Origin of the sequence: Pseudactinotalea sp. (genome assembly GCF_048594945.1) — a bacterium.
In the GTDB taxonomy this organism is placed as follows: domain Bacteria; phylum Actinomycetota; class Actinomycetes; order Actinomycetales; family Beutenbergiaceae; genus Pseudactinotalea.
On the sequence record NZ_JBMDXJ010000321.1, the window covers coordinates 1 to 10,756 of the forward strand.

Sequence of the window (10,756 nt, forward strand, 5' to 3'; positions counted from 1 at the left end):
ATCGACGTGCCGGCGACCACCGGCCGCGCCGATTCCGGCGACATCGAGATCGACCTCGTCGAGCTGCTGACCGACGTGGCCGGCCTGGCTGCTGACGCGGGCAAGGGCGTCGCCATCTTCATCGACGAGATGCAGGATCTCGAGCCCGACGACGTCTCCGCGCTCTGCGCGGCGTGCCACGAGCTGTCCCAGTCGGGTCTGCCGCTGATCGTGGTTGGCGCTGGGTTGCCGCACCTGCCGGCGGTGCTGTCGGCCTCGAAGTCCTACAGCGAGCGACTGTTCCGGTACACCCGCATCGACCGGCTCGATCGGGCAGCCGCCGACCTCGCGTTGAGCGTGCCCGCCTCGGAGGAGGGGGCGGAGTTCGACGACGGCGCACTCGCCGCGCTCTACGAGCGCACCGCCGGCTATCCCTACTTCGTGCAGGCCTACGGCAAGGTCGCGTGGGCTGTCGCGCCTCGGTCTCCGATCACCGCCGACGATGTTCGCGTGGCTGCACCTGAGGCCGAGGTCGAGCTGGCGGTCGGCTTCTTCGGCTCCCGCTACGAGCGCGCCACCCCGGCCGAGCGCGAGTACCTCCGCGCCATGGCCGACGTCGCGCTGGAGGCGACCAGCGACCAAGGTGAGGTTGACGCAGTCCCGACCTCCGCCGTCGCCAAGGTTCTGGATCGGACACCGCAGTCGCTCTCGCCGGCACGTGACGCGCTGCTCAAGAAGGGACTGATCTACTCCGGCGAGCGCGGGAAGATCGCGTTCACGGTCCCCCACTTCGGCCGCTACCTGCGCGCCAGCGCCTGAGGGTGCCGGTGCCGCGTGTCGAACCTGGTGAGGCGCACGCCAGGACGTCGTCAGCCCGAGGCGGCGGTCAGGATGCGGTCGATCCAGATGTCGAGCCGCTCACCGCTCGCGCGGCTGATCGTCAACTCTTGCGCACGGGAGAGGCCTTCGAATCAGCGCGTCAGCAACCGCCGCAGAGTGTCTGCGCGGCCTTGTTCGAGCCCGGCGGACACCTGGAGCGGCAGCGCGGTCGCGAGAACCGAGGCGGCATTGCTCGGAACGCGGATGGCCTTCTGGAACAGGGCGTCGTGGGGATGGGGCGGTCCGTTGCTCGGGTCCGGCATTGTGCAACGGCAGGGAGCCCGCAGCCACCTTCGCCCGCCGCACCCACAGGCCTGTGGATATCCGGCTCTCCTGACTGATCCGTGGGGCGTGGTTGCGGACGCGGCGTTACCGCGACCTTCGTCACGGAATCCTCTCGGGAGCTCCCTCCCGGGCGGAAGCGTGACTGGGCGAGGCACAGCGTTGAGGAAGTGACATCAACGGCACGTGGCTCCCGGTGGTGGGCGATTGGTGTTGAGGAACTGGCATCAACGGCACGCCAGCCCTGCAGGGCGAGTGCCAACGGCCAACCAGTACCCGCTGACTCCGACCCACGGATCGGTCCGGAGAACCCGCTATCTGGCGTGCCTGGCCCTTCCGGTGCCAGCGCCTGAGTCAACCCTTCTTCTTGCGGCGCAGCCACGGGAAGATCGAGCCGACCGCAACGCCAGCCAGGAAGATCAGCAGCAGCCAGATCCAGCCGGGGAGCGCGAGGGTCCAGAACAGGAGTTGCACCCGGGCCGTGCCGGCGTTCTGGAAGATAAAGGTCACGGCCAGCGCGGCCAGGAGTGCGGCTCCGATGACCCTCGCGTTGACCTTGCTGTCCGAGGACGGTGTCTTCGCCATGATGCGTTCTACCAGCGGTCGGTGTGCCGCCACAAGAGGTGACACGAGTAACCCGTTCTATCCAGTACATTTGAGCGTATGAAGATCGGTGTCATCGGAACAGGTCAGTTCGCGCGTAGCTTCATCTCGCTGTGGCAGCTCCACCCGGACGTGGAGGCGGTCTACGTCTGCGATCTCGTCCCTGAGCGGGCGGCGGAGCACGTGGAGAAGTACGGGCTGGCGGGGTCGTTCGCCAGCGCCGAGGAGTTGATCGCTTCCGACGTCGATTCGGTGGCGGTGTTCACGCAGCGCTGGACGCACGGCGAGATGGTGCTCAAGGCGCTGCGCGCCGGCAAGAACGTCTACTCGTCGGTACCGATGGCGATGACCGCTGAAGAGATCACGGCGATCGTGGCGGAGGTCGAGCGGAGCGGGCTGATCTACCAGATGGGGGAGACCAGCTACTACAACCCCGCCGTGGTGTGGGCGCGCGAGAAGGTGGCCGCCGGCGAGCTGGGGCGCGTCTTCTACTCCGAGGGCGACTACGTGCACGACATGGACAACGGCTTCTATGCCGCGTATCAGTACAGCGGCGGCGACTCCTGGAAGTCGACCGCCAGCTACCCGCCCATGCTCTACCCGACGCACGCGATCGGCGGCGTGCTCGGCGCCCTTCCCACATACGCGACCAGCGTGAGCTGTATCGGCATCGAGGACGACCGCGGCGATGGTGTGTTCGACGCGGAGGTCTCGAAGTGGGGCAACACGTTCTCCAACATGACCGCGCTGTTCCAGCTCGCCGACGGTGGCGCGATGCGCACCAACGAGTTCCGTCGCGTCGGCTATTGGAAGGGTCACGAGTCGCGGTTCCGCTTCTACGGCACCGAGGCGGTCATGGAGCAGACCGGTGATGGTGCCACCTTCAGCGTCAAGACCGAGGGCGAGGACTACGCCAAGGGCGCCACGCTCGACATCAGCGAGGAGTTCTACACCAAGGCCGGTCAGGTCCCGGAGGGCTTCGGCGACGTCGACCCCGCACTGATGCAGAGCTTCTCCTCCGGGCTGGCCAAGGTCCACGACTCCTCCCGCCTGCCGAAGGAGTTCGACGGCGCCCACAACGGGCACGAGGGATCGCACCACTTCCTCGCCGATGATTTCGTGCGCGCCGTCACCACCAAGACGCAGCCGCCAGTGAACGCGTGGACCGCCGCCCGGTTCACGCTGCCCGGCGTGGTCGCGTACGAATCCGCCAAGCAGGGCGGCGCGCGGCTGGAGATCCCCGACCTCGGCGATGGGCCCGCGCCCGCCTGGTGACCAGTGGTTCCCTGGGGTTGCGCCGTGTGAGCCAGTTGACGCTCGCGCGTGCGTACCTCGCGCTGCAAGCCGCCGCCGGCGCGGCCTGGTGGGTAGCGGTGTTCACCTCCGACCTGGTGCGCTCCTGGACGCTGGGATCGTGGGACCCGCGCTGGCTGGTGGGTCCGGACCTGCTGCTTTTCGTGGGCGGGTCCGCGCTGGCCGCTGCTCGCTCCAGCTGGCGGGTCGCGGGGGTGACGACGGCGTGGACCGGGCTCCTCGGTGTCGGCCTGGTGGCCTATGGGCTGGCCGAGCGTGCCGCTGGTTGGGGTGTGCTGCTGATGGCGGTTGCCGCGGTCGGCTCGCTCGCCGCCACGCTCACGCTGCGTTCCGGCCGCATGCCGACCGCGTGGTTCTTCATCGGGCCGTTCGGCTTCCGGCAGGCGCCCGAGCGTTCTCGACGGCGGCATGTTGCCGCCAGTCTGTTCCAGCTCCTCGTGTTCTGGGCTGGGTTCTTCGGGGTGCTGCCGGTCCTGCTGCGACTGTTCGAGGGGCGGCTGCGAGTGCAGTGGGACGCGTTGTCGGCGGCACCGTGGCCGGCGGTCGGCGCCGCGCTGTTCCTGCTGGCCAGCCCGCTGGGGCTCGCCTCCTGCCTGACGATGGCGCGCCGCGGTGAGGGGACGCCGCTGCCGTCGCAGACAGCCCGCAAGCTCGTCCTCGCTGGGCCCTATCGCTGGGTGCGGAACCCGATGGCGACGGCCGGGGTGGTGCAGTCGATCGGTGCGGGCCTGTGGTTCGGGACGTGGACGATGGTCATCGCCGCGCTCGCTGGCGCCCTTGCCTGGCACGTCGGCATCCGGCCGGTCGAGGAAGCCGACCTGCTCCAGCGGTTCGGCGAGCCCTACGAGCGGTATCGCGCGAGCGTGCGCTGCTGGGTGCCGCGGCTCAGTCGCTCGTCGTGACGCCCGTGATCGGCGTCCCAGGAGGCAGGTCCGTGAGCTGTCGGTGCAGCTGACCTGAGAGCGAGAGCGCCACGGGCAGCTCCATGGCCATGATGTTCTCGACGGCGAACGACCCACCGACGACGGGTGGCGGCGTGAGGACGTAGACCTGACCGGTGGGCCGCTCGACACCTGCCGCGGCGGCGGCGTGCGCAAGCCCACCCATCAAGAACTGGTCCTGCCCCTCCGACGTGCCCAGCGCGGCATTGACGGCAGCGGCGTCGGGCCACTCGCGAGCGAGGTGACCCTCCATGGTGTCGAGGAACCAGTAGCCGTCCGCTCCCTGCAAGATGACGTCGGCGAACACGGTCACCATCACCGGGCGGAGGTCGGTGAGCCCGGGCAGCCACGCCCAGTCCTCGAGATCGCGGTAGATCGTCTCCGGGTCGACCTGCCAGCACAGTTCCACGCCGGCAGCCTACGGCGTCGAGCTCAGCGGATCTCGCCGATGTCGGCTTCCCGGTCCCGCCGAACCTCTGACGCCCCGTCAGCGTCGATCGGGGTGCGCTCGCGATGGTCAGCTACGTCGTCTGCCGCCAGAGGGCGTCTCGGGGATCGTCCGAGCACGTCTGCAGCCAGTTGGCTGTTCCCCGCGGTCAGTCCGCCGTCGATCATGATCGTGGTGCCGGTGATCCACGATGCGGCATCCGAGGCCACGAAGTGGCTGAGCTCGGCGATGTCGTCAGGTGAGCCGAGCCGACCGGCCGGGTACCAGCGGGTGAGCCGCTCCACGATGTCCGGATCGCGTTCGATGCGCGAGTCCCACGCCCCAGGAGTGAGCACGGTGCCGATTCCCAGCGCGACGGATCGAACGCCGTCGGGTCCATACCTGACGGCGATGCTGCGTGTCAGCGACTCGATGCCCGCCTTGGCGGCGCTGTAGGCCTCGTTGCCGAAGTACTGCCGGGCGTTGACGGAGGCCATGTTGACGATCACGCCGGTGCCGGTCCGCTGCATACCCGGCAGCACCGCGCGGCTGCACAGGTAGGGCGCTCGCAGCGCGACCGCCACCTGCTCGTCCCACCGCTGCGGCGTGGTGTCGAGCAGATCCTCGTCATAGGCGTAGGCCGCGTTGTTGATGAGGACGCCGACGGCGCCCCATCGGTTCTCGACCCGCGTCACCAGGTCCTCGACCGCCTCCTCGTCGGTGATGTCGAGGGCATCCGCGATCACCGGGACGTCGTCTAACTCGCCGCGCAGCACCTCGAGGCGGTCGCTGTCGCGGTCGATCAGCACCAGCGCCGTGCCCGGCTCAGCGAACCGGCGGGCCAGTGCGCGCCCGATACCGCCGGCCGCGCCGGTGATGAGGACCACCCGATCCGGGGTCTGGCTCATGTCTCTCCAGAGATCAGAAGACGGTGTGGACGGCACCGGTGATCGTGCCGTCGTCGTCGACCAGGGCGATCGCGCGCCACTTGTCGATGGTGGTGCAGGGGTGTGAGATGCCCAGGACCAGCGCGTCGCCGACCTGTGGGACGAGTCCCGCCGTCGGGCCGTCGGTGGGCAGCGAAAGGAACGTGTGCTGGTCGTTGAAGCCGGTGACGGCGACGCCGGGGTCGGGCGCCTCGCGCCGCCCGTCGCGGACGACAGCCAGCAGGGCCGGCATCCCGGCGTCGCTGGAGATGTCGCGGCGGCCCGCGTCGGCGAGCGCGAGGCCGGGCTCGGGTGTCGACAGCACACGCGCCCACACCTCCATCGCGGCGCGCAGTTGCGGGCGGGTGTGGTCGGCGTCATCGGTGTTGCGGGCGTAGACGCCGTGGTCGTGCACGAGGTAGCAGCCGGGGCGGATCACGGTCCGCATCCCGTCGAGGCCACCGAGCTCGTCCGCGACCAAGTCGTAGAACAGGCTGCCCCCGGCCGTCACGACACCACCGCCGGGGCGCTGCACGAGCGGGGCGAGGCGCAGCGCGAGGTCGCGCAGCCGCTGCAGGTACGTGCGAACCGCGGTGAGCCCGTCGGCCGTGCGGTCGCCCGCGATCACGCCTTCGTAGCCACCCACGCCGGCGAGCTGCACGCCCTTGGCCGCCGCCACCTGCTCGGCGAGCTGCACGGCCTGCTCGGGGTCACGGATCCCGGCCCGACCGCCGTGCACACCGAGGTCAACGAGGGCGCCGAGTGCGCGCGTGCCGCCCACCGCTGCTGCCACGCGCTCCAGCACCTCGATCCCGTGCCGGCTGTCGACGAAGAGCAGCACCTCGAGCCCGTCGTCGTCGCGCACGCGCTCGGCCAGCCACCGCAGCCCGGGCTCGTCGAGGCACTCGTTCGCGATCATCACCCGGCGGGAGCCGAGCTCGATCTGCACCCGGGCCTGCCACGCGGTGGCCGCCGTGGTTCCCCACGCGCCCGCTTCGAGCTGCATGCGCATCAGCTCGGGCGACATCGTGGTCTTCACGTGTGGTGCGTGGTCGACCCTGCGCTCGCGACACCACGCGGCCATCGCCTCGAGGTTGCGCTGGAGCGCCGACGTACGCAGCACGGCGAACGGGGTGCTGACATCGTCGGGAACCCTCAGGCCGAGAGCGGCCAGCTCGCTCGGTTCCTGGCCGTGGGCCGTGGCAGGGAAGCCCTTGTGCTGCCAGTCGAGCGCGTAGCGGGGCCTCATGCGCGCTGCGCGGCGACGACGTCGATCTCGACCAGGATGTCCATAAGGTCCGACCCCACCGTGGTGCGGACCGGGCGGTGGTCTCCGAACCGCTCGGCGTACACCGAGTTGAAGGCGGCGAAGTCGCGCTTGAGGTGCTCAAGGTGCACGGTGCTCTTGACGACGTCGCTGAGGTCGAGCCCCACGACGGCGAGGGCGCGCTCCACGTTGTCGAGAGTCGCTGCGGTCTGGGCCTCGACGCCTTCGGGAACGTCGCCGGTCGCCGGGTCCTGCGGGCCGAAGCCGGCGGTCCACACGAGGCCGTGCGCGCTCGCGACATGCGAGTAGGGGCCCGCGGGCGTGGGCAGGTCGGGGCTGACATGGGTCTCGGGCATGGTCGGTACCTCTCGTGTCGGAGTCGAGCGAATGTGCGGTGAAATCGGAGAGTGAGCGGATCAGCGGTGAAAACTAGCCGTGCCAGGTCAGGGGCCGGCCGGGGGTGGCGTCGGTGAGGGCGCCGGCGCGCAGCACGCGGACGCCGCCCACCCAGACATCATCGATGCCGACGGACAGCCGGCGGGGGTCGTCGTAGTTCGCGACGTCAGTGACCTTGTCCGGGTCGACCAGCAGCAGATCGGCCGGTGCGCCCGCGCGGATCTGGCCGCGGCCGCCGAGGCCGAAGCGCTCACCGGGGGCGGCAGCCAGATGGACGGCGGCCTGCGCCCAGTCCCAGTCGCCGAGCTCACGCACGTGCCGGGCGAGGTACCGGGCGAAGGTGCCCCAGGCACGCGGGTGGGGATGCCCGCCGACGACGATCCCGTCCGAACCGCCCATGTGCGCCGGGTGGCGCAGCAGCGCACGCACGTCGCCTTCCGTGCTGGTGGCGGGCTGGGCGAAGACGGCGGTCACCGCTCCCTTGGTGGAGGCGATCAGGTCGAGCACCATCGTCGCGGGGTCGAGGTCGAGCGCCGCGGCAGCGGCTCGTAGCGTCAGTCCTTCGAGGGCGGCGCGGCCAGGCACGCCGGCGAGCGTGATGCGGTCGATCTCCTGCTCGACGGCGGTGCTCCAGCCGGTCGGCATGCTCGCCAGGGCGCCGGGTTGTGACAGGCGCTCGGCGAGCACCTCCGGGCTGAGCCGCAGCAGCTCCCAGGGCAGCAACGGAACGGTCAGCAGGCTGAAGCCGGACAGATACGGGTACGAGTCGAACGTGAGGTCGACGCCCGCCGCCTCGGCCGCAGCGATCTCGGGCAGCAGCAGGGTCGCCGGACCGTGCAGGTGCGAGACATGGGCTCCGACGCCGGTGCGTCGCGCGATCTCGACCACCTCGGCCATGCCGACCGAGGACTCGGCTTCGTAGCCGCGCATGTGCGTGACGTAGGGACGTCCAGCTGCGGCCAGCGGCGCGGCCAGGGTGGCGAACTCATCGACGTCTCCGTAGATGCCGGGGAGGTAGTGAAGGCCGGTCGACAACCCGACGGCGCCGTGCTCGAGCCCCGCCTCGAGGTCGCCGCGGAGATCCTTCAGCTCGCTCGGCTCCAGCTGTTCACGCAGGCCGGCCCGTTGGTAGCGCATGGACCCGTGCGGAAGCAGGTGCGCGGTGTTGACGCGCAGCCTGCCGGTGAGCTGCTTGCGGTACTCGGCGAGCGTCGGCACCGGTTCGGCCACTCCGTTGATACCGGCGAAGTACCGCGAGCCCCAGGCTCCGCCGTCGGCCCCTGCGCCCGCGTGCGAGACGCCGTCCTGGCCGGTGATGACCGTGGTGACCCCCTGACGCAGCAGGGCGTGCTGGACCATGGGGTCGACGATGTAGACGTCGGTGTGGGAGTGGGCATCGATGAAGCCGGGCATGACGAGCATGCCGGTGGCGTCGACGATCTCGCCGGCCACGATCGCGGCGAGATCCCCGACGGCGGTGATCTCGCCGTCGAGCACACCGATGTCCGCGACCTGCGGGTGCGCGTCGGAGCCGTCCACAACGGTGCCGCCGCGCAGTAGGAGATCGATGCTCACGAGCGGCTGCCCGTGGCGGCGAGGATTTCCGGCAGCCGCTCGAGCAGAGCGGCGAGCGGCGTGCGATAGCGGACCGCGCTGACGCTGACGGCGCCGCTCGGCTCGGTACCGGGCCCCCACCAGACCGGGACGGCGAGACAGGCGATGCCGAGCTCGTTCTCCTCGTCCTCCGACGCATGGCCCTGCACCCTGATCCGAGCGAGCTCGTGCGCGAGGAGGTCCGGGTCCGTGAGCGTGTTCTCGGTGCAGGCTTCCAGCGTGCGCGTGTCAGCCCATGCGCGGATCGCGGCAGCATCCTTCAAGCGGTGAGCGAGCAGAAGCTTGCCAACAGCGGTGGCGTGCGCAGGGTTGCGGCCACCGATCACGGACGTCAGTCTCACGGCACCCCCGGGTGGGTCGACCTTGCCTCGGTAGACCACGTGGCGTCCATCGAGCACAGCGTAGTGAGCGGTCTCGCCGAACGTGTCGGCGAGCTGGCTCAGCACCGGCTGCGCACGCATGTGATCGGGATGCTGCTCGTGGTAGTTGAAGGCGAGCCGCAGGAAGTCGTCGCCGAGGCAGTACCGGCCGCGGTCATCGCGGCGTGCGAGGCCGGTTCGGGTCAGCATCGTCAGGCCGCGGTGGATGGTCGGCTTCGAGCCGCCCACGGCGGTGGTCAGCTCGTCCAGGCTGACGCTCCCGCCGTGCTCGGCGAGCGCGCGCAGCAACAGGAGCACGCGCTCGGCACCCACTGCGCCACGCTCGCCCGCGCCGTCATCGACCACGAGCCGATCGTACGATAGGTTTCCCATAGGCGGTCAGCCGTTCCAATTATTGAGAGTTTGTCGAGAGTTCGCGTCGATGAGATTGATCGTGGGCGCCTGGAATCCGGGTGGAGCTCCTGGCCGGCTCGTTGAGGTCGATCCCGGCGAGAGCCGAACGCGCGAGCTCGCGTCGTCGTCGGCCGTGGCGATCGCCGAGGGTCGTGGTGGCGTGATCTACACGGCTGGACCAGAGGGCGTGGCCGCCTGGAGCCGTGACGCCGATGGTGTGCATCCGCTGGGCGAGCGGTACTCGAGCCAGGGCACGCTGGCGTGCCATGTGGCGGTCACCGCCGACGGGGCGCACGCGATCGCCGCACACTATGACGGCGGCCTCGTCACGGTGCACCCGATCGCGGCCGACGGCTCGCTCGGGCCGGTCAGCGATGTGGCGCAGCTGCAGGGCGCCGGCCCGGATCGGCAGCGTCAGGAGGCCGCGCACCCGCACATGGTCTGGTGCGGTCTCGACGGAGAGGTCCTCGTCACAGACCTCGGAGCCGATCTCGTGCGGCGGTTCCGGCTCGAGGAGGGCCGGTTGGTCGCGGCCTCGCAGATCAGGGTCCCGGCCGGGACCGGGCCACGGCATCTCGTGGTGCTCGACGGGCTCGCACTCGTGGTGGGGGAGCTCGCCGATACCCTGATCGCCGTCGATCTTGGCGCCGAGCAGGTGCTGCACGTCGAGCCCTGCGGTGCCGACGGGCTGGGCGGCAGCTCTCCCTCGGCCATCACGCTGTCCGCCGACCGTCAGCGGTGTCACGTGCTGCGCCGCGGCCCCGACACGATCGCGACCTTCTCGCTCGGACCTCGGCCGCGGCTCCTCGGTCAGAGCCCGTGCGGCGGCCAGTGGCCCTGGGACCTTGCCGTGGCGGGGGGCCTGCTGTACGTAGCGAACCAACGCTCCGGCACGGTGGCTGTGCTGCGCACTGATCCGGTGAGCGGGCTGCCGGTGCCGGCGGGCGAAGGGCTCTCGGTCCCGGATGCCACCAGCCTGCTGGTGGTGTGATCATGTCAGGATCAGGCATGCCAGACGAGCTGACGGACCCGCTCAGGGTCGCGGTGATCGGACTCGGTGCTCGGGTGCCGCTCGCGCCACCTGGCAGCGGCCGGAGCGCAAGTGGTAGCGGGCGCCGATCCAGCACCGATGCGGGTGGGAGGCTCGCCACGGTGCTGGGGCATGCTGTGCCGGTGCACACCGCGGTCGTGGAGCCACTGCCTGCTGCGACTGCCAGCCGGCCCGCTGATCGAACTCCGCCAGCAGGAGCAGGAACCGACATGTCGTATCAGCCAGTGTGGCGGCCAGACTCCCCAGCTCGTTCGCGATCCAGTCAAGGTCTCGGTCACCGCTGAGCTCGTCTTCGACCACCGGC

11 protein-coding genes and 1 pseudogene are annotated in these 10,756 nt (G+C 70.2%); 4 read left to right on the forward strand and 8 right to left on the reverse strand.

Going from position 1 to position 10,756, the window contains the following annotated elements; all coding sequences use genetic code 11:
• Nucleotides 1-798: pseudogene (locus ACOJSN_RS14290) on the forward strand (ATP-binding protein); the annotation flags it as partial.
• A 152-nt stretch (nt 799-950) separates the two neighbouring features.
• Here the strand turns inward: ACOJSN_RS14290 and ACOJSN_RS14295 are convergent.
• Together ACOJSN_RS14295 and ACOJSN_RS14300 are read right to left on the reverse strand one after the other, a co-directional pair.
• Complete coding sequence (locus tag ACOJSN_RS14295) at nt 951-1,121, reverse strand: hypothetical protein (RefSeq protein ID WP_420113168.1); 171 nt, start codon at nt 1,119-1,121, stop codon at nt 951-953.
• Nucleotides 1,122-1,494: 373 nt separating this feature from the next.
• A complete protein-coding gene (locus ACOJSN_RS14300; protein ID WP_420113169.1) occupies nt 1,495-1,725 on the reverse strand; it encodes a LapA family protein in 231 nt (76 codons plus the stop codon).
• A 78-nt stretch (nt 1,726-1,803) separates the two neighbouring features.
• Here ACOJSN_RS14300 and ACOJSN_RS14305 point away from each other — a divergent pair, with 78 nt between their 5' ends.
• Both ACOJSN_RS14305 and ACOJSN_RS14310 read left to right on the forward strand, forming a co-directional pair.
• Nucleotides 1,804-3,018: a Gfo/Idh/MocA family protein gene (locus tag ACOJSN_RS14305; RefSeq protein WP_420113170.1), complete on the forward strand. Its 1,215-nt coding sequence runs from the start codon at nt 1,804-1,806 to the stop codon at nt 3,016-3,018.
• 26 nt (nt 3,019-3,044) lie between these two features.
• Nucleotides 3,045-3,959: a methyltransferase family protein gene (locus ACOJSN_RS14310; protein WP_420113171.1), complete on the forward strand. Its 915-nt coding sequence runs from the start codon at nt 3,045-3,047 to the stop codon at nt 3,957-3,959.
• Here the strand turns inward: ACOJSN_RS14310 and ACOJSN_RS14315 are convergent.
• From ACOJSN_RS14315 to ACOJSN_RS14340, 6 genes are all read right to left on the reverse strand, one after another.
• Nucleotides 3,943-4,407 carry a hypothetical protein gene (locus ACOJSN_RS14315; protein WP_420113172.1) on the reverse strand — a complete coding sequence of 155 codons (465 nt, stop codon included), beginning with the start codon at nt 4,405-4,407 and terminating at the stop codon, nt 3,943-3,945. The genes ACOJSN_RS14310 and ACOJSN_RS14315 overlap by 17 nt on opposite strands.
• A 23-nt stretch (nt 4,408-4,430) precedes the next feature.
• The gene (locus ACOJSN_RS14320; protein ID WP_420113173.1) at nt 4,431-5,333 is read right to left on the reverse strand and encodes an SDR family NAD(P)-dependent oxidoreductase; all 903 of its coding nucleotides are present in this window, start codon (nt 5,331-5,333) and stop codon (nt 4,431-4,433) included.
• Nucleotides 5,334-5,346: 13 nt separating this feature from the next.
• Nucleotides 5,347-6,600, reverse strand: coding sequence for an alanine racemase (locus ACOJSN_RS14325; protein ID WP_420113174.1), 1,254 nt, complete (start codon nt 6,598-6,600; stop codon nt 5,347-5,349).
• Nucleotides 6,597-6,974, reverse strand: coding sequence for a RidA family protein (locus ACOJSN_RS14330; protein ID WP_420113175.1), 378 nt, complete (start codon nt 6,972-6,974; stop codon nt 6,597-6,599). The genes ACOJSN_RS14325 and ACOJSN_RS14330 overlap by 4 nt, the downstream gene beginning before the upstream one ends.
• 73 nt (nt 6,975-7,047) lie before the next feature.
• On the reverse strand, nt 7,048-8,589 hold the full coding sequence (locus tag ACOJSN_RS14335) for an N-acyl-D-amino-acid deacylase family protein (RefSeq protein ID WP_420113176.1): 1,542 nt from the start codon (nt 8,587-8,589) through the stop codon (nt 7,048-7,050).
• On the reverse strand, nt 8,586-9,353 hold the full coding sequence (locus ACOJSN_RS14340; protein ID WP_420113177.1) for an IclR family transcriptional regulator: 768 nt from the start codon (nt 9,351-9,353) through the stop codon (nt 8,586-8,588). The genes ACOJSN_RS14335 and ACOJSN_RS14340 overlap by 4 nt, the downstream gene beginning before the upstream one ends.
• Before the next feature lie 76 nt (nt 9,354-9,429).
• Here ACOJSN_RS14340 and ACOJSN_RS14345 point away from each other — a divergent pair, with 76 nt between their 5' ends.
• Nucleotides 9,430-10,392, forward strand: coding sequence for a lactonase family protein (locus ACOJSN_RS14345; protein WP_420113178.1), 963 nt, complete (start codon nt 9,430-9,432; stop codon nt 10,390-10,392).
• The last annotated feature ends 364 nt before the right edge of the window (nt 10,393-10,756 follow it).

Bases quoted from the DNA above. Each gene is read 5' to 3' on its own strand.
- ACOJSN_RS14300 (WP_420113169.1), bottom strand. From the start codon at position 1,725: ATGGCGAAGACACCGTCCTCGGACAGCAAGGTCAACGCGAGGGTCATC.
- ACOJSN_RS14330 (WP_420113175.1), bottom strand. From the start codon at position 6,974: ATGCCCGAGACCCATGTCAGCCCCGACCTGCCCACGCCCGCGGGCCCC.
- ACOJSN_RS14325 (WP_420113174.1), bottom strand. From the start codon at position 6,600: ATGAGGCCCCGCTACGCGCTCGACTGGCAGCACAAGGGCTTCCCTGCC.
- ACOJSN_RS14345 (WP_420113178.1), top strand. From the start codon at position 9,430: ATGAGATTGATCGTGGGCGCCTGGAATCCGGGTGGAGCTCCTGGCCGG.
- ACOJSN_RS14320 (WP_420113173.1), bottom strand. From the start codon at position 5,333: ATGAGCCAGACCCCGGATCGGGTGGTCCTCATCACCGGCGCGGCCGGC.
- ACOJSN_RS14295 (WP_420113168.1), bottom strand. From the start codon at position 1,121: ATGCCGGACCCGAGCAACGGACCGCCCCATCCCCACGACGCCCTGTTC.
- ACOJSN_RS14305 (WP_420113170.1), top strand. From the start codon at position 1,804: ATGAAGATCGGTGTCATCGGAACAGGTCAGTTCGCGCGTAGCTTCATC.